This is a genomic window from Pseudomonas asgharzadehiana, assembly GCF_019139815.1.
In the GTDB taxonomy this organism is placed as follows: Bacteria; Pseudomonadota; Gammaproteobacteria; order Pseudomonadales; family Pseudomonadaceae; genus Aquipseudomonas; species Aquipseudomonas asgharzadehiana.
In genome coordinates this window covers 4,482,349-4,501,475 of the sequence record NZ_CP077079.1, presented here as the reverse complement: position 1 = coordinate 4,501,475, position 19,127 = coordinate 4,482,349, and the positions used below count along the sequence as shown (strand labels likewise).

Genomic DNA, 19,127 nt, shown 5'->3' with positions numbered 1-19,127 from the left:
CCCTCTCCATGTCCAATCCGAATGACCCGTCGGTCTTGCCCTTGCCGGCCGGGCCGGCCCTGAATGCCGATGAAACCGAAAACCACCTGAGCCTGACCCTGGAAGGCCAGCCACTGGCCCGCTTGCGCCTGGAGCGCGGCGACGAACTGCATGTGCATTGGCAGCAACCCGGCGAGGTGCCGTCCGCAAAGGCGTTGTGGGCCGCCTGCTATTGGTTGTTCGCCAAAGAGCCGACCCGCCAGCGCCTGGCCTGGCACCTTGAACATGTGCCGGAGGATGCGTTGCGCAGCGGTTTGCTGCGGACCACCGAGATTGCCGGGCAGTATCACTGTAAGCGCACCCTGTTTTGGCAACTGCCCCAGCCGTGGCTCGGGCATTCCCCTGCTGGCAGTTACCCGCAACAGATGGTTATCAGTGCCGGCAAGCGCCACCCTGCGCGCCCGCCGAAACCACGGGGTGAGGTTTATCGCCGTTTCGACGCGCGCCTGGGTGCCTGGATTTCCCTGCGAACCGTGGAGATTGACGTCGACCTGGCGCGCTTCAATCGCTGGCAGAACAGCCCGCGCGTGGCGAGTTTCTGGCAGGAAAGCGGCAGCCTGCAACAGCATCGCGAGTACCTGGACAAGCTTGAGGCCGACCCGCACACCCTCACCTTGATCGGCTGCTTCGATGACGAACCCTTTGCCTATTTTGAAGCGTACTGGGCCAAGGAAGATCGCATCGCACCGTTCTACGACGCCGCTGACTACGATCGCGGCATCCACATGCTGGTAGGCGAGGAGCATCATCGCGGCCCGCACAAGGTCGCCAGTTGGCTATCGGCGCTGGTGCACTACTTGTTACTGGATGACCCGCGCACCCAGCGTGTGGTGGCGGAGCCGCGTGCCGACAACGCGAAGATGATCGGCCATATGCACAACCAGTGTTTCCACTGCGAAAAGGAGTTCGACTTCCCGCATAAGCGCGCGGCGCTGATGCTGCTGGGGCGCGAGCGGTTTTTTGAGCGGTGTGGGTTAGCGTGAAGGGGCGCTGATCGTTCCCGTCGTGGGAACGATCAGCGGGCGGTCATACCCGCCGCGCGAAGGTGTCGCTGTGGTTGCCCGAAACCTTGCGGCAGTGCACCAGCGCATCGCGAATCATGAAGTTCACCAGTGTGGGCGAAACCCCCAGCTCCTTGGCGATGTCCTTTTGCGGCACGCCATGCAGGCGGTACATCTCGAACGCGTAGCGGGTGCGCTGGGGCAACTCGGTCAGCGCGTCGGCGATGTTTTCCAGGGTGTTGAAGTTGATGTGCGAGGTTTCCGGCGAGGCGCCGTGAATCACCACATTCAAGCCTTCCTCCTCCGGCCCCGAATATTTGAGCTCCAGGGCCTGCTTGCGGTAGTGGTCGATCGCCAGGTTGCGCACGATCTGGAACAGGTAACTCAACTGGGCCTTGAACGATGAGGTGATCGTAGGCGCCGATTGCAGTCGAAAGTAGGCGTCCTGCACAACGTCTTCGGCACGGGAGCGGCAACCGGTAATGCGTGCCGCGATCTTCACCAGAATCAGCCGATTGTCGACGAATGCCTGGAGAAGGGGTGAGTCGCACCTGCCTGTGGATACTTGTTCCGTCATGGAAATCACCTTGTCGCAAAAGAGGTTGGGAGAGGGCGTCCTTGCTGAGGCCTCCTACACATCGGGCAACAAATTATGCTTAATGATAATTATTGTCAAATGAGAAGACGAACTAATCTTATGCCTTCCGGTTCGATGTGAACCACCTCTCGCTCGGCGCCTGCGACTAATTATTTGCCGGTGCCGTCCGTTCTTCTGGGTGACAGGTCCGTTAGTCAAGCGGCCAAGGATCAGCCACCCGCAGGAGGACGAAATGGGTTTTTACCGTGCACACAGCGTGTTTCAGTGGGGAGTGCTCAAGCGATGAGTGCACCGACCAGACTGCGCCTGTTCTGCCTGCCCTATTCCGGCGCCAGTGCCATGGTTTATGCGCGTTGGCGGCGAAGCCTGCCGGACTGGTTGCACGTGTGCCCGCTGGAATTGCCCGGTCGTGGCATGCGCATGGACGAGCCCTTGCAGCGCGATATCAAGGCGTTGGCCGCGCAACTCGCCGAGGAGATCAGCCATGACCTGAGGGGCCCTTATGCCGTGTTCGGTCACAGCCTTGGCGGGCTGCTGGCCTTCGAGCTGGTCCATGCGCTGGCCGCACGCAACCTGCCGGCGCCACTGGCCCTGTTCGCCTCCGGCACCGCAGGCCCCGCGCGCCGCGATGTCAGCGAATACGCCATCGAAAAGACCGATGCACAACTGATCGACCGCCTGCGCGAGTTGCAGGGCACTGCCGAAGAAGCCTTGGCCAACCCCGAATTGATGCAACTGATGCTGCCGATCCTGCGCGCCGACTTCCTGCTTTGCGGCAGTTTCACCTACGGCCGGCGCGCGCCGCTGGGCATGCCGATTCACGTGTTCGGCGGCAAGCAGGACAGCGTGCGTGCCGACCAATTGCTCGACTGGCAACTCGATGCCGCCAGCGGCTTCTCCCTCGACCTGTTCGACGGCCACCACTTCTTCCTCGTGCAGCACGAAAGCGCCGTGCTGCGCTGCCTGCGGCGCTACGCCGAAGAACATCTGGCCCGCTGGCGCAATGGCGCGGCGCGGCAACGGGTTGCCGGCTGAAGCCCCCCCAATTTCATAATTTCCCGTAAGCCGATTTCAGGCAGGAACCCCATGATGGACGCCTTCGAACTTCCCTCTACTCTGGTCCAGTCCCTTCAACGCCGTGCCGCGCAGACCCCGGACCAGGTGGCCCTGCGCTTCCTCGCCGAGTCCGCCGAGCACAGCGTGGTGCTCAGTTACCGCGACCTCGACCAGCGTGCCCGCACCATCGCCGCCGCGCTGCAAGCCAACGCCGAGCCGGGCGACCGCGCGGTACTGTTGTTTCCCAGCGGCCCGGATTACGTCGCGGCGTTCTTTGGCTGCCTGTACGCCGGCGTGATCGCGGTGCCGGCCTACCCGCCGGAATCCGCCCGCCGTCATCACCAGGAGCGTTTGCTGTCGATCATCAGCGACGCCGAGCCGCGCCTGCTGCTGACCATCGCCAGCCTCGCCGATGGCCTGGCGCAGATCGAGCATGCGCCGCCGCTGCTGAGCGTCGACACCCTCGATGCGCCACTGGCCGACCATTGGATTGCCCCCGACCTGCAACCCGGCGACATTGCCTTCCTGCAATACACCTCCGGCTCCACCGCGCTGCCCAAGGGCGTGCAAGTCAGCCACGGCAACCTGGTGGCCAACGAAGTGCTGATCCGGCGTGGTTTCGGCATTGATCTGAACCCGGATGACGTGATCGTCAGCTGGCTGCCGCTGTACCACGACATGGGCTTGATCGGCGGCCTGCTGCAGCCGATCTTCAGCGGCGTGCCGTGCGTGCTCATGTCGCCGGCGTATTTCCTCGCTCGGCCGTTGCGCTGGCTGGAGGCGATCAGCGAATACGGCGGCACCATCAGCGGCGGCCCGGACTTCGCCTACCGCCTGTGCAGCGAGCGGGTCAGCGAGTCGGCTCTGGATCGCTTGGACTTGAGCCAGTGGCGCGTGGCCTATTCCGGTTCCGAGCCGATTCGCCTCGACACCCTGGAACGCTTCGCCGAGAAGTTCGCCGCCTGTGGCTTCAGCTCGAAGCAATTCTTCGCCTCCTATGGCCTGGCGGAAGCGACGCTGTTTGTCGCCGGTGGCCGCCGTGGCCACGGTATCCCGACGCTGCGCGTCGACGAGCAGGCCTTGGCCGCCAATCGCGCCGAGCCCGGGCAGGGCAGCGCGATCATGAGCTGCGGCACCCCCCAGCCCGAACACGCGGTACTGATCGTCGACCCGCACACCTTGAGTGAACTGGCCGACAACCGCGTCGGCGAACTCTGGGCCACCGGCCCGAGCATCGCCCACGGCTACTGGCGCAACCCCGAAGCCACCGCCAAGACCTTCGTGCAGCACGCCGGGCGCACCTGGCTGCGCACCGGTGACCTGGGCTTTATCCGTGAAGGCGAGGTGTACATCACGGGGCGCCTGAAAGACCTGCTGATCGTGCGTGGCCATAACCTGTACCCGCAAGACATCGAACAGACCATCGAGCGCGAAGTGGAAGTGGTGCGCAAGGGCCGCGTCGCGGCGTTCGCGGTGAATGACCAGGGCCTGGAAGGCATCGGCATTGCCGCCGAAATCAGCCGCAGCGTGCAGAAGATTCTGCCGCCCGAAGCCCTCATCAAAGCCATCCGCCAGGCCGTGGCCGAGGCCTGTCAAGAAGCGCCAAGCGTGGTGGTGCTGCTCAACCCCGGCGCGTTGCCGAAGACCTCCAGCGGCAAGCTGCAGCGTGCCGCGTGCGCGCTGCGTCATGCCGACGGCAGCTTCGACAGCTATGCGCAGTTCCCCGGTGTGCAAGCGCCGGTCAGCGAGGCCGCGCCGGAGTCCGCACTGCACAACCGGATCGCCGCGATCTGGTGCGAGCAGTTGCAGGTGGCCCATGTCGCCGCCGACGATCACTTCTTCCTGCTCGGCGGCAACTCCATCATTGCCACCCAGGTGGTCGCACGCCTGCGTGAAACCCTGGGCCTGGAGCTGAACCTGCGCATGCTCTTCGAAGCGCCCACACTGGCCGCCTTTGCTACCCGCGTTGCGCAGTTGCAACAGGAGGGTGGCGTAGCCCAAGGTGCGATCCAGCCCCTCTCGCGCCAGCACGAACTACCGCAATCCCTGGCCCAGAATCGCCTGTGGATCACCTGGCAACTGGACCCGCAGAGCAGCGCCTACACCATCCCCGGCGCGCTGCGCCTGCGCGGCGAGCTGGACGAAGACGCCGTGCGCCTGAGCTTCCAGCAGTTGGTCCAGCGCCACGAAGCCCTGCGCACGCGTTTCTACGAGCGCGACGGCCGGGGCTTCCAGCGCATCGATGAACACGGGGCGTTCGAGCTGCACGTCATCGACCTCAGCGACGTGCCCGCCGTGGAACGCGAAGCCTGCGCGCAGCAGATCCGCGAGGATGAAGCGCGCACCCGGTTCGATCTGGAGAAAGGCCCGTTGCTGAGGGTGACCCTGGTGCGCCTGGATGATGAAGACCACCAGTTGCTGGTGACGCTGCATCACATCATTGCCGACGGCTGGTCGCTGAACATTCTGATCGATGAATTCTCGCGGTTGTACGCCGCCGCTTCACAGGGCCAGCCCCTGGAGCTGCCAGCACTGGCCCTGCAATACGCCGACTACGGCACCTGGCAGCGCCAATGGCTGGCCGAAGGTGAAGGCCAGCGCCAACTGGCGTACTGGAAAGCCCACCTGGGCGACGAGCAGCCGACGCTCAACCTGGTTGGCGATCACCCGCGTTCGGCGCGGCGCCTCAACAGTGCCGCGCGCCACACCACGCGCCTGAGCGTCAACCTCAGCCAAGCGATTCGCCAGACCGCCCAGGCCCATGAGTCCACGCCGTTCATGCTGTTGCTGGCGGCGTTCCAGACCTTGCTCTACCGCTACAGCGGCCAGCGCGATATCCGCATCGGCGTGCCCAACGCCAACCGCCCGCGCCAGGAAACCCAAGGCCTGGTCGGCTTCTTCATCAACACGCTGGTGTTTCGCGCCGAGCTGGACGGGCGCCTGCCGTTCGACCAACTGCTGGCGGCCACCCGCGAGACGGCGCTGGGCGCCCAGGCCCATCAGGACTTGCCGTTCGAGCAACTGCTCGAAGCCTTTGCGCAAGCGCGCGAGCAGGGCCTGTTCCAGGTCATGTTCAACCACCAGCAACGCGACCTCAGCGCCTTGCGCCGCCTGCCGGGCATACTGGCCGATGAACTGCCGTGGCACAGCCGCGAAGCCAAGTTCGACCTGCAACTGCACAGCGAAGAAGACCGTAACGGACGCCTGAGCCTGTCGTTCGACTACGCCGACGAACTGTTCGACCCTGGGACGATCCAGCGCCTGGCCGAACACTTCAGCCACCTGCTGCAGGCGGTCTGCGCACAACCGCGCCAAGCCCTCGGCGACCTGCCGTTGATGCCGGCGAACGAACCACAACCGTGGGCCCAGGCGCCGTGCGCGCCGGCCCGGCAGTGGTTGCCTGAACAGCTCAATCAAGCGGCTTCGGACGACACCGCACTGGTCTGGCAGGGCGGCAGCCTGAGCTTCGCCCACCTGCATACCCAGGCCAACCGCCTGGCCCATTACCTGCGCGACAAGGGCGTCGGCCCCGACGTCTGCGTGGCCATCGCCGCCGAGCGTTCGCCGCAACTGTTGATCGGCTTGCTGGCGATCATCAAGGCCGGTGGCGCCTATGTGCCGCTCGACCCGGACTACCCCGCCGAACGCCTGGCCTACATGCTGGAGGACAGCGGCGTACACCTGCTGCTGACCCAGACCTCATTGCTTGACCACCTGCCGACGCCCGCCGGTGTGTGCGTGATTGCCATGGACAGCCTGCATCTGGATCAATGGCCGACCCAGGCACCGGGCCTGCGCCTGCACGGCGACAACCTGGCGTACGTGATCTACACCTCCGGCTCCACCGGCCGCCCCAAAGGGGTGGGCAACACCCACGCGGCCCTGGCCGAGCGCTTGCAGTGGATGCAGGCCACCTATCAACTGGACACCACCGACGTGCTGCTGCAAAAGGCGCCGATCAGTTTTGACGTGTCGGTGTGGGAGTGCTTCTGGCCACTGATCACCGGTTGCCGATTGGTGCTGGCCGGCCCCGGTGAACATCGCGACCCGCACCGCATTGCGCAACTGGTGCAGGAACACGGCGTGACCACCCTGCATTTTGTGCCGCCGCTGTTGCAGCTGTTTATCGACGAACCGCTGGCGGCCGGGTGCACCAGCCTGCGTCGCCTGTTCTCCGGTGGCGAGGCCTTGCCTGCCGAGTTGCGCAACCGCGTCCTGGCGCAGTTGCCGGCGGTGCAATTGCACAACCGTTATGGCCCGACCGAGACCGCGATCAACGTCACGCACTGGCATTGCCAGGCCGAAGATGGCGAGCGCTCGCCGATTGGCCGACCCCTGGGCAATGTGATCTGTCGCGTGTTGGACGACCAGCTCAACCTGTTGCCGGCCGGTGTGCCGGGTGAACTGTGCATCGGCGGCATCGGCCTGGCGCGGGGTTACCTTGGCCGTGCCGGGTTGACCGCCGAACGCTTCGTGGCCGACCCGTTGGGCGAGCCGGGTGCGCGCCTGTACCGCACCGGTGACCGCGTGCGCTGGAGCAACGATGGCGTGCTCGAATACCTCGGCCGTCTCGATCAACAAATCAAGCTGCGCGGTGTGCGCCTGGAGCCGCAGGAAATCGAAGCACGCCTGCTGGCCCTGGACGGTATCGCCCAGGCCGTGGTGCTGGTGCGCAACGCCACGTTGATCGGCTACTACACCGCCCACACCGCATGGGTGGAGCAGGACGTGAAGGCCGCCCTGGCCGCCGAATTGCCGGAGTACATGGTGCCCGCGCTGCTGATGCGCCTGGACGCCATGCCCCTGAGCCCCAGCGGCAAACTCGACCACCGTGCGCTGCCGGAACCGGTGTGGCAGGTGCGTGAACACCTTGAACCCGAATCACCGTTGCAGCAACAAATTGCCGCCATCTGGCGCGAAGTTCTCGGCCTGCCGCGTATCGGCCTGCGCGACGACTTCTTCGCCCTCGGCGGCCATTCGTTGCTGGCCACGCAAATCATCTCGCGCACCCGCCAGGCCTGTGACGTCGAGTTGCCGCTGCGTACCTTGTTCGAAGCCAGTGAACTGGGGGCGTTCGTTGAGCAGATCAGCCTGATCCAGGCCTCGGGCCAGCGTAACCGGCAAACCGCAATCGCCAAGGTCGACCGCAGCCAACCGGTGCCGCTGTCCTATTCCCAGCAGCGCATGTGGTTCCTCTGGCAAATGGAACCGGACAGCCCGGCCTACAACGTCGGCGGCATGGCGCGCCTGCGCGGCGTGCTCGACGTGGGGCGTTTCGAGGCCGCGTTGCAAGCGTTGATCATGCGCCACGAAACCCTGCGCACCACCTTCCCGAATGTCGATGGCGTGGCCTGTCAAAAGGTCTCGCCGCAGACCGGCCTGCGCATGGCCTGGCAGGATATTTCGGCGCTGGATGAAGCCGCGCGCGCGCAGCGTTTGCAGGAGTTGGCCGAGCATGAAGCCCACACGCCGTTCAACCTGGAAACCGGGCCATTGCTGCGTGCGTGCCTGGTCAAGGCCGGCGAGCAGGAACACTACCTGGTGCTGACCCTGCACCATATCGTCACCGAAGGCTGGGCCATGGACATCTTTGCCCGTGAACTCAGCGCGCTGTACGAAGCCTTTATCGACGAGCGCGAGTCGCCGCTGGCGCCGTTGCCGGTGCAATACCTCGACTACAGCGTGTGGCAACGCCAGTGGATGGAAGCCGGGGAGCGCCAACGCCAGCTCGATTACTGGACGGCACAACTGGGCAATGAACATCCACTGCTCGAACTGCCTGCCGACCGGCCACGGCCACCGGTGCAAAGCCACCAGGGCGAGCTGTACCGTTTCGATCTCAGCGACGAATTGGCCGCCCGCGTGCGCGCCTTCAACGCCGAACGCGGCCTCACGCTGTTCATGACCATGACCGCGACCCTCGCCGTGTTGCTCTACCGCTACAGCGGCCAGACCGACCTGCGCATCGGCGCGCCGGTGGCCAACCGTATTCGCCCTGAAAGCGAAGGGCTGATCGGTGCGTTCCTCAACACCCAAGTGCTGCGTTGCCGGCTCAATGGGCAGATGCAGGTCGGCGAACTGTTTGAGCAGGTGCGCCACACCGTGATCGAAGGCCAGTCCCATCAGGACTTGCCGTTCGACCACTTGGTGGAAGCCCTGCAACCGCCGCGTAGTGCTGCGTATAACCCGTTGTTCCAGGTGATGTGCAACGTGCAGCGCTGGGAGTTCCAGCAGAGTCGCCAACTGGCTGGCATGACCGTCGAGTACCTGGCCAACGATGCCCGCGCGACCAAGTTTGACCTCAACCTGGAGGTCACCGACCTCGACCATCGACTGGGCTGCTGCCTGACGTACAGCACTGACCTCTTCGACGAACCGCGCATCGCGCGCATGGCCGCGCATTGGCGCAACCTGTTGGAAGCGCTGATTGCAGGTCCCGAACAACGCCTCAGTGAACTGCCGTTGCTCAATGCCGACGAGCAACGGGCGTTGCGCGGCAGCCTCGGTGTGGAGGCCGGTGAACATCGTCTCGACCAGTGCATCCACGCGCTGTTCAGCCGGCAGGCGGTCAGTCGCCCGGATGCACCGGCCCTGACCTTTGCCGGCGTGACCCTGACTTACGCCGAACTCGACGCCCGCGCCAATCGCCTGGCCTGGATGTTGCGCGAGCGCGGCGTGGGCCCGCAGGTGCGGGTCGGCCTGGCGCTGCCGCGATCGCTGGAAATGGTCGTCGGCCTGCTGGCGATCCTCAAGGCCGGCGGTGCCTATGTGCCGCTGGACCCGGAATACCCGCTGGACCGCCTGCACTACATGATCGAAGACAGCGGTATCGGCCTGTTGCTTAGCGATGCGGCGATGTTCCAAGCCCTCGGTGAACTGCCGGCCACGCTGGCGTGCTGGTGCCTGGAAGACGACTCGCCAAGGCTTGCCGATTACCCGGCGGATGAGCTGCCGTTTATCAGCCTGGCGCAACACCAGGCGTACCTGATCTACACCTCCGGCTCCACCGGCAAGCCAAAAGGCGTGGTGGTCTCTCACGGCGAAATCGCTATGCATTGCCAGGCGGTGATCGAACGCTTCGGCATGCGCCCGGATGATTGCGAGCTGCATTTCTATTCGATCAACTTCGACGCCGCCACCGAGCGTTTGCTGGTGCCGTTGCTCAGCGGCGCGCAGGTAGTGTTGCGTGCCCAGGGGCAGTGGGATGCCGAAGAAATCTGCGGGCTGATCCGTGCCCATCGCATCAATGTCCTTGGCTTTACCCCCAGCTATGGCAGCCAGTTGGCGCAATGGCTGGCGACCCAGCAACAAACCCTGCCGGTGCGCATGTGCATCACCGGTGGCGAGGCGCTGACCGGCGAGCATTTGCAGCGCATCCGTGCGGCATTCCAGCCCCAGGTGTTTTTCAACGCCTATGGCCCGACCGAAACCGTGGTGATGCCGCTGGCCTGCCTGGCGCCGCAGCAGTTGGAGGAGGGCGCCGGCAGCGTGCCGATCGGCAGCATTATCGGTGACCGCGTGGCGTATATTTTCGACGCCGACCTGGCGTTGGTACCGCAAGGCGCGACCGGCGAGCTGTACGTCGGCGGTGCCGGCCTGGCCCAGGGTTACCACCAGCGTCCGGGCATGACGGCGGAACGCTTTGTGGCCGATCCGTTCAGCACCCGGGGCGGCCGTCTGTACCGCACCGGTGACCTGGTGCGCCAACGCGCCGATGGTCTGGTGGAATACCTGGGGCGGATCGACCATCAGGTGAAGATTCGCGGCTTCCGTATCGAGTTGGGCGAGATCGAAACCCGCCTGCTGGAACATCCGGCCGTGCGCGAAGCCGTGGTGCTGGCGCTCGACTCGCCAAGCGGCAAGCAGCTCGTGGCGTACCTGGTCAGCGACCAGGCGCCGGTCACGCTGCGCGATGCGTTGAAGGCCCACCTCAAGGCGCAACTGCCGGACTACATGGTCCCTGCGCACCTGATCGTGCTGGATGCCATGCCGCTGACCGCCAACGGCAAACTCGACCGCCGCGCCTTGCCGCAACCGGACGCCGAGGCCAATCGTCAGCAGTACGTGGCGCCACGCAGCGAGTTGGAGCAAACCCTGGCCGCGATCTGGTGCGCGGTGTTGAACGTGCGGCAAGTCGGCCTGGACGATAACTTTTTCGAGCTGGGTGGCGACTCGATCCTGTCGATCCAAGTGGTCAGCCGCGCGCGCCAGGCCGGGGTTCATTTCAGCCCGCGCGACCTGTTCCAGCACCAGACGGTGCGCACCCTGGCCGCCGTCGCCACGCGCTCCGAGCGCGTCACGGCTGAGCAAGGCGTGCTCACCGGCAGCTCGGGCCTGACGCCCATCCAGCATTGGTTCTTCGACACCGATATTCCTGATCGCCAGCACTGGAACCAGGCCCTGCTGCTCAAGCCGCTGCAACTGCTCGACCCCCAGCGCCTGGAGCAAGCGCTGCTGGCCGTGCTCGAACACCACGATGCCCTGCGCCTGAGCTTCACGCAGCGGGACGCCCAGTGGCACGCCGAACACTTGGCCGTGCCCCAGGGCGGCGTGCTGATGCAGGCGCATGTGCGCGATATGGATCAATGCGCCGCGCTGTTCACCGACACCCAGCGCAGCCTCGACCTGGCACACGGCCCGCTGCTGCGCGCCTTGCTGGTGGATGGCCCCGACGGCCAGCAACGCCTGCTGATCGCGATCCATCACCTGGTGGTGGACGGTGTGTCGTGGCGTGTGTTGCTCGAAGACCTGCAGAACGTCTATCGCCAATTGAGCGACGGCCAGTCGGTGAACCTGCCGGCCAAGACCAGCGCCCTGCGTGACTGGGCCGCGCGCTTGCAGGCGTATGCGGGCAGCGAATCCCTGCGCGAAGAACTGACGGTGTGGCAGCAGCAATTGGCCGGGCCCGCTGTGGCGTTACCGGTGGACCGTGCGCACGGTACGTTGCGTAATCGCGATGCCGAGACCGTCAGCGTGCGCCTGGGCGCCGAACACACCCGCCAATTGCTGCAACAAGCGCCGAGCGCCTACCGCACCCAGGTCAACGACCTGCTGCTGACCGCCTTGGCCCGCGTGCTGTGCCGCTGGAGCGGGCATGCATCGGCTCTGATCCAACTGGAGGGCCACGGCCGTGAACCCCTGTTCGATGAGATCGACCTGACCCGCAGCGTCGGCTGGTTCACCAGCGCCTATCCATTGCGCCTGACCCCGCAAGCGGAGCAGGGCGCCTCGATCAAGGCGATCAAGGAACAACTGCGCGGCGTGCCGCACAAGGGCCTCGGCTATGGCGTGCTGCGTTACCTGGCGGACGACCTGTGCAGGCGGACCCTGGCGGCGTTGCCAACCGCCGACATCACCTTCAACTACCTCGGCCAGTTCGACCAGAGCTTCGGCGGCGATGCGCTGTTCCATCCGCTGGAGGAGCCTGCCGGCCTGGCCCATGACCCGGACGCGCCGCTGCCCAATCAACTGAGCGTCGACAGCCAGGTGTACGGCGGGGAACTGGTGCTGCGCTGGACCTTCAGCCGCGAACGCCACGACGCCCACACCGTCCGCGAATTGGCCGGGGCGTACCTGGCTGAGCTGCAAAGCCTGATTGCCCACTGCCTTCAGGACGATGCCGGCGGCCTCACCCCGTCCGACTTCCCCCTGGCGCACCTGACCCAGCCGCAACTGGATGCGTTGCCGGTACCGGCCAATGCCATCGAAGACGTCTACCCGCTGACCCCGATGCAGGAAGGCCTGCTGCTGCACACCTTGCTGGAACCGGGTACCGGCCTGTATTACATGCAGGACCGCTACCGTATCAACAGCGCGTTGGACCCTGAGCGTTTCGCCCAGGCCTGGCACGCGGTGATCGCCCGTCACGAAGCCCTGCGCGCCTCGTTCTGCTGGAACGTCGGCGAAGACATGCTGCAAGTGATCCACACACCGGGCAGCACGCCCATTGAATATCTCGATTGGAGCGCCGCGCCTGAGGCCGAGCAGGAGCCGCGCCTGCAAGCGCTGCTCAAAGCCGAGCGCGAAGCCGGTTTCGATCTGCTCAACCAGGCGCCGTTCCACCTGCGCCTGATCCGCGTCGGCGAAGCGCGCTACTGGTTCATGATGAGCAACCACCACATTCTGATCGATGCCTGGTGCCGTTCGCTGCTGATGAATGACTTCTTCGAAATCTACCTGGCGCTCGGTGAAGGCCGCGACGCGCAACTGGCCACGCCGCCGCGCTACCGCGACTACATCGCCTGGCTGCAACGCCAGAACCTGAATGAGGCCCGCCAGTGGTGGCAACACAACCTACAGGGTTTCGAGCGCACCACGTCGATCCCGAGTGACCGGCCGTTCCTGCGTGAACACGCCGGCCACAGCGGTGGCATGGTAGTGGGCGATTGTTACACCCGCCTCGACGCCGCTGATGGCGTGCAACTGCGCGAATTGGCCCAGGCCCATCAGCTCACCGTAAACACCTTCGCCCAAGCGGCCTGGGCCTTGGTATTGCGGCGCTTGAGCGGGGAGCGTGACGTGCTGTTCGGCGTCACCGTGGCCGGTCGCCCGGTAGACATGCCAGAGATGCAACGCACCGTCGGCCTGTTCATCAACAGCGTCGCGCTGCGCGTGAAACTGCCCGAGGATGACCAGCGGTGCAGCGTGCGCCAGTGGCTGAGCGACCTGCTCGACAGCAATATGCAGCTGCGCGAGTACGAATACCTGCCGCTGGTGACGATCCAGGAACACAGCGAACTGCCCAAGGGCCAACCGTTGTTCGACAGCCTGTTCGTGTTCGAAAACGCCCCTGTGGAAACCTCGGTGCTGGACCGTGCGCAAAGCCTGAACGCCACCTCGGACTCCGGCCGCACCCACACCAACTTCCCGTTGACCGCCGTGTGCTACCCCGGTGATGACCTCGGCCTGCACTTGTCGTATGACCAGCGTTATTTTGACGAAACCACCGTGCAAGGCATGCTCGGCGAGTTCAAGCGCTTGCTGCTGGCGCTGGTGCAAGGCTTCCATGGCGACATGGCCGACCTGCCGCTGATCGGCGAGCAGGAACGCGAGTTCCTGGTGGAAGGCTGCAACCAGAGTGAGCACGACTACCCGTTGGCGCGTAGTTATGTCGAGCTGTTCGAAGCGCAAGTGGCCGCGCATCCGCAGCGGATCGCGGCCAGTTGCCTGGGCCGGCACTGGAGCTTTGACGAACTCAACCGTCGCAGTAACGGCTTGGGTCATGCGCTGGTCGCGGCGGGCGTCGGCCTGGATCAGCCGGTGGCGTTGCTGGCCGAGCGCAACCTGGACCTGCTGGGCATGATCATCGGCAGCTTCAAGGCCGGTGCCGGTTACTTGCCGCTGGACCCCGGCCTGCCAAGCCAGCGTCTGAGCCGCATTATCGATTTGAGCCGCACGCCGTTGCTGGTATGCACCGAGGCGTGCCACGAGCAGGCACTGGAACTGCTGGCGCAATTGGGCTGTGCGATTCGGCCGACGTTGCTGGTATGGGAAACGCTGGCGGCATCAGAGCAGAACCCGGGTATCTACAGTGGCCCGGACAACCTCGCCTATGTGATCTACACCTCGGGTTCCACCGGCCTGCCCAAAGGCGTGATGGTTGAACAGCGCGGCATGCTCAATAACCAGTTGAGCAAACTGCCCTACCTGGACCTGAGCGCGGCGGATGTGATCGCTCAGACGGCCTCGCAAAGTTTCGATATTTCCGTGTGGCAATTCCTTGCCGCGCCGCTGTTCGGCGCGCGGGTGGACATTGTGCCGAACAGCATCGCCCATGACCCCCAGGGCTTGCTCGCACATGTGCAGGCCCAGGGCATCACTGTGCTGGAGAGCGTGCCGTCGCTGATCCAGGGCATGCTCGCCCAGGACCGCATCAGCCTCGACGGCCTGCGCTGGATGCTGCCCACCGGCGAAGCCATGCCACCGGAGCTGGCGCACCAATGGTTGCTGCGTTACCCGCAGATCGGCCTGGTGAATGCGTATGGCCCGGCGGAATGCTCGGATGACGTGGCGTTCTTCCGCGTCGACCTGGCGTCGACCCGAGGCACCTACTTGCCGATCGGCACGCCCACTGACAACAACCGTTTGTACCTGCTCGATGGCGCGCTGGAGTTGGTGCCTCAAGGGGCGGTGGGCGAGTTGTGCGTGGCCGGTACCGGGGTAGGGCGCGGTTATGTCAGCGACCCGCTGCGCACCGCCCAGGTGTTTGTGCCGAACCCGTTCGGTGCGCCGGGGGAACGTGTGTACCGCACGGGGGACCTGGCCCGCCGCCGCAGCGACGGTGTGCTGGAATACGTCGGGCGGATCGACCATCAGGTGAAGATTCGCGGCTACCGCATCGAACTGGGCGAAATCGAAGCGCGCCTGCACGAGCAACCCGAAGTGCGTGACGCGGCGGTCGGCGTCCAGGACGGCGCCAATGGCAGGCATCTGGTGGGTTATCTGGTGCCAACTGATGAAACGCTGAGTTCAGGCGAACGCCTGGACCGTATCAAGCAACGCCTGCGTGCCGAACTGCCGGAATACATGGTGCCGCTGCACTGGCTGTGGCTGGAGCGCCTGCCGCTCAACGCCAACGGCAAACTCGACCGCAAGGCCCTGCCGGCGCTGGAGATCGGCCAGTTGCAGGGCCAGGATTACCTGGCGCCACGCAACGAACTGGAAACCACGTTGGCCGCCATCTGGGCCGAAGTGCTGAAAGTCGAAAAAGTCGGTGTGCAGGACAACTTTTTCGAACTGGGCGGGCACTCGTTGCTGGCCACGCAGATCGCCTCGCGGGTACAGAAGACGCTACAGCGCGATGTGCCGTTGCGGGCAATGTTCGAGTGCAGCACGGTGGCGCAGTTGGCCGAATACATTGATGGGCTGGCGGCCAACGAGATCAGCGCGCAGAAGGCGGATCGGTTGAGTGACCTGATGGCGGAGTTGGAAGGGCTGTAGATTTGGTTGCCTGTCAGGGCCTCATCGGGGGCATGCCCTCTTCCACAGTTTGAGTGTATTCACAGTCAACCTGTGGAAGAGGGCTTGCCCCCGATAGCGCCCGCCCAGGCACGGCCTATTTGGGCCCGAGTATCTTCACCAGCTTATCCGGCGACGGCGCCCCTTGCTGTTGCTGCAACCCGCCCTTGTCATCCAGGTAGAAAATCGCCGGCGTCGCCGACAGTTCCAGCTCGTCCATCAACTTCATGTTGGCTTCGAGCTTGGCTTCGATATTCGCCGGGATCTTGGTCAGCGCCTGCAATGTGCTGCCTTTGCCGGCGGCTTCGTGTTCTTCCAGGGCTTTTTGCGGGTCTTTGGCGGCGAACAGTGCGGCGGATTTACCGGGGCTGTCTTCGCGAATGATCCCTACCATGATGTGGCGCAACTGCACCTTGCCGGCTTTGACCCACGGCCGCGCCTGTTCCCAGAACATGTTGCAGTACGGGCAGTTGGGGTCGCTGAACAAGTAAACGGTGCGTGGGGCGTTCTTGTCGCCGTCCTGGATCCAGCTGCTTTTTTCCATCTTGGCCCACACTTCCTTGGCCATCGGGGCGTACACCAGTTGTTCCAGGGGCGCGCTGCTCAGGTCATTGCCCTGGGCATCGTACAGGCTGCCGGCGATCACGCTTTTGCCGTCGGCGGTCAGGTACAGGGCCATGCCGCGGTTCTGGTATTGCGCGGCGTAGCCAGTGAGGCCGCTGGGGGCGTCGAATTTGCCGATGATCTTGGCGCCCTTGGCTTCGATCTGTTTGATGGGCGCCGGCCAGTCTTCGGCTTGCACCAGAGTGGCCGCCGCCATCAGCGGCAGCAGGGTCAGCAGGTGGCGGAGGCTTGGCATGAGGGTTTCCTTTCAGGGGCGGTGTCGAAGGGTTCCATGGCATGGGCCAGGCTGGCCTGGGACAACTCGCCCAGGTGACTGTTGATCAGGCGTCCGTCGGCTGAGTAGAACAGCGTGGTCGGCAATGCCATGGAACCCACGGCCTGGCCGAGGCGGCCGCTGGCGTCGAACAGCACGTTGTCCAGGGTCAGGCCTTGCGTGGCCAGGTAGGTGCTGACGCTTTGCATGCTTTCGGCCTGGTTGACGAACAGGAAGGTCACGTCGGGGCGTTGGTGCTGCGCGCGTTCCAGTACCGGCATTTCGCGGCGGCACGGCGGGCACCAGGTGGCCCACAGGTTGATCACCAGCGGGCCCCCCTTGTAGTCGGTCAGTTGCACCTCTTGGCCATCGGCCGTGCGCAAGGTGATGTGCGGTAGCTGCGTGCCCTTGTCGTAGAGGCTCAGGGCCAGGCTGGTCATGCCCCAGAACAGCAGGCCGGTGACCACCCCGGCGCTCAGCGGCTTGCGCAGCGCCGGGCGCCGCCAGCCGTAGGCCAGCGCGCCCAGGACCAGGGCGATCACGCCGGGCCAGGCGAGAAAACCACCGTCGCGCAGGTCGACCATCTGCAACCAGTCGCTGCTGTAATAATTCCAGTACATCAACACAAAGCTCACGCGCGCTGCGAGCATGCCCAGCAGGAACAGGCTGAACAGCACCGACTCCGGGTTCTCACCGCCACGCTTTGCCACGCGCCAGCCCACCAGGGTGGCGAGAATCAGTGCGCTGATCAGCAGGATGTGATTCAGCGCAATGGCGAAGGTGCCGATGGTCAGGGTCAGCATCAGAGGGCGTCCCGGGCTTGGGTCCAGCGTTGCAGGAAGGCATCGGCATTCACTTCGCCGGTGATGCGCTGGGCGCGGCGTTCTTCACCGTTGGGGCCGATCCACACAAAGCTGGGCGGCCCCGGCACCTTGTAGCGGCTCAGCAGCTCGCGGCTGGCCGCGTTGTCGGCGGTCACGTCCAGGCGCAGCAGGCGTACGTCTTTCAACGCGTCGAGCACGTCGGGTTTACCGAACACCTGTTTTTCCATGATCTTGCACGACACGCACCAGTCGGCGTAGTAGTCCAGCAGTACCCATTGGCCCTGGGCCTTGGCGCTGTCGAGCTGGCTTTGCAGCACGGCCGGGTCGTTAATCGTCATGAAGGCTTGATGGGCGCTCGGCGCCTCGGCAACCCGCGAGCCGCTGTACACCTTCAACGGTTGCCACAGGTCGTCGCTGCCACCGGCGGCGCCCACCACCAGCACGCAACCCCATACACCCAGTACCACGGCGCCGGCGCCGAACAGCATGGCCACGCGGCCGAAATCCTGGGCCAGGCGCCAGCCGCAATAAGCCATCGCCAGCGCCAGCGCGCCCCACAGGCCGAGCCACAGGCTGTCGCCGATGATCGGGCGAAGCATCAGCACGGCGGTGCCCAGGAACAGGAAGCCGAAGACGCCCTTGAGCACGTTCATCCAGGTGCCAGGCTTGGGCAGGAAGCGGTTACCCACGGTCACCAGCAGCAACAGCGGAATACCGATGCCGATACCCATGGCGAACAACACCAGGCCACCGTGCAGCGCATTGCCGCTTTGTGCGATATACAACAGCGCGCCAGCCAGGGGCGCGGTCATGCACGGGCCCACCAGCAGGCCGGACAAGGCGCCGAGAATACCCGCACCCACCAGGCTGCCGCCGCTTTGCTGGCGGCTGACGGTGTCCAGGCGATCGCGCAGGAAGGCCGGCAATTGCAGTTCAAAGAAGCCGAACATCGGCAGCGCGAGGAGTACAAACAGCGCGGCGAAACTGCCCAGGATCCAGGGGGTTTGCAGCCATGCGGCGAGGTTGGCGCCAAGCAGGGCGGCCAGCACGCCCAGCGCCGCATACACCAGCGCCATGCACACCACGTAGCTGCCGGCCAAGGCAAAGCCGCGACGCGCACTGGCGCCACTGCCTACCACCAGGCCGGCGAGGATCGGCAACATCGGCAGCGAACACGGGGCAAACGCCAGCAACAGGCCCAGCCCGAAGAACACCAGCAAGCTCCAACCCAGGCTGCGCTGTTGCAGGCCGCTGGCCAGGCTCTGGTCCTGAGCCTGGGTGGTGGCCGCAACTGCCGGGTTGCCGCCCAGGTCCACGGTGATCGACTGCGGCGGGTAGCACAGCCCCGCATCGGCGCAGCCCTGCCAGCCCAGCTTGACCTGGCCGGTGACGCCGGCCGGGATCTTCACTTCCAGGCCCTGGCGATACACTTGCTGCTCGCCAAAGAACTCGTCGCTGTGGGCTTCGCCCTGGGGCAGCAGGGGCTTTTCGGCCAGGCCATCGAACTTCATGCGCTGCTGGTACAGGTAATATCCGTCGGCAATCTGCCAATACAGCTGGGTCTCGCCGCTTTCAAGACGTTCGGAGGTAAAGGTGAATGCCTTGTCCACCGGCAGGAAATCGGGTTTGGTCTCAAACGGGTTGCCCGGCGCGGCCTGGGCGAACCCTGCGAACAACACCAGCAGAAAGGTAAACAGATGCCGCATGGTCAAGCCTTAGTTCGATGCAAGTGAGGCACACAATGTGTGGCGTTGATTAACCGATGATTAACCGGT

General features: G+C 64.8%; 7 protein-coding genes. 3 read left to right on the top strand and 4 right to left on the bottom strand.

Features of this window, described 5'->3' with window-relative positions; all coding sequences use genetic code 11:
• The first annotated feature begins 8 nt into the window (after positions 1–8).
• Positions 9–1,022 (top strand): GNAT family N-acetyltransferase, encoded by a 1,014-nt coding sequence (locus KSS96_RS20275; RefSeq protein ID WP_065876510.1) that lies wholly within the window; start codon positions 9–11, stop codon positions 1,020–1,022.
• Positions 1,023–1,065: 43 nt separating this feature from the next.
• On the opposite strand, the gene KSS96_RS20270 is transcribed toward KSS96_RS20275, so the two are convergent.
• Positions 1,066–1,617 carry an RNA polymerase factor sigma-70 gene (locus KSS96_RS20270; protein ID WP_017527661.1) on the bottom strand — a complete coding sequence of 184 codons (552 nt, stop codon included), beginning with the start codon at positions 1,615–1,617 and terminating at the stop codon, positions 1,066–1,068.
• Positions 1,618–1,920: 303 nt separating this feature from the next.
• On the opposite strand from KSS96_RS20270, the gene KSS96_RS20265 reads away from it, so the two are divergent.
• The gene (locus KSS96_RS20265; protein WP_217855279.1) at positions 1,921–2,673 is read left to right on the top strand and encodes a thioesterase II family protein; all 753 of its coding nucleotides are present in this window, start codon (positions 1,921–1,923) and stop codon (positions 2,671–2,673) included.
• Positions 2,674–2,724: 51 nt separating this feature from the next.
• The gene (locus KSS96_RS20260) at positions 2,725–15,633 is read left to right on the top strand and encodes a non-ribosomal peptide synthetase (RefSeq protein ID WP_217855277.1); all 12,909 of its coding nucleotides are present in this window, start codon (positions 2,725–2,727) and stop codon (positions 15,631–15,633) included.
• A gap of 115 nt (positions 15,634–15,748) precedes the next feature.
• On the opposite strand, the gene dsbG is transcribed toward KSS96_RS20260, so the two are convergent.
• Genes dsbG through dsbD form a run of 3 tightly spaced genes read right to left on the bottom strand, consistent with a single transcriptional unit; the run spans position 15,749 to position 19,058 of the window.
• Complete coding sequence (dsbG, locus tag KSS96_RS20255) at positions 15,749–16,510, bottom strand: thiol:disulfide interchange protein DsbG (RefSeq protein WP_017527664.1); 762 nt, start codon at positions 16,508–16,510, stop codon at positions 15,749–15,751.
• Positions 16,486–17,331, bottom strand: coding sequence for a TlpA disulfide reductase family protein (locus tag KSS96_RS20250; RefSeq protein WP_017527665.1), 846 nt, complete (start codon positions 17,329–17,331; stop codon positions 16,486–16,488). Before KSS96_RS20250 ends, dsbG begins: the two co-directional genes overlap by 25 nt.
• The gene (dsbD, locus tag KSS96_RS20245) at positions 17,331–19,058 is read right to left on the bottom strand and encodes a protein-disulfide reductase DsbD (RefSeq protein WP_116077616.1); all 1,728 of its coding nucleotides are present in this window, start codon (positions 19,056–19,058) and stop codon (positions 17,331–17,333) included. Before dsbD ends, KSS96_RS20250 begins: the two co-directional genes overlap by 1 nt.
• Positions 19,059–19,127 lie beyond the last annotated feature (69 nt).

Bases quoted from the DNA above. Each gene is read 5' to 3' on its own strand.
- KSS96_RS20275 (WP_065876510.1), top strand. From the start codon at position 9: ATGTCCAATCCGAATGACCCGTCGGTCTTGCCCTTGCCGGCCGGGCCG.
- KSS96_RS20270 (WP_017527661.1), bottom strand. From the start codon at position 1,617: ATGACGGAACAAGTATCCACAGGCAGGTGCGACTCACCCCTTCTCCAG.
- KSS96_RS20265 (WP_217855279.1), top strand. From the start codon at position 1,921: ATGAGTGCACCGACCAGACTGCGCCTGTTCTGCCTGCCCTATTCCGGC.
- KSS96_RS20260 (WP_217855277.1), top strand. From the start codon at position 2,725: ATGATGGACGCCTTCGAACTTCCCTCTACTCTGGTCCAGTCCCTTCAA.
- dsbG (WP_017527664.1), bottom strand. From the start codon at position 16,510: ATGCCAAGCCTCCGCCACCTGCTGACCCTGCTGCCGCTGATGGCGGCG.
- KSS96_RS20250 (WP_017527665.1), bottom strand. From the start codon at position 17,331: ATGCTGACCCTGACCATCGGCACCTTCGCCATTGCGCTGAATCACATC.
- dsbD (WP_116077616.1), bottom strand. From the start codon at position 19,058: ATGCGGCATCTGTTTACCTTTCTGCTGGTGTTGTTCGCAGGGTTCGCC.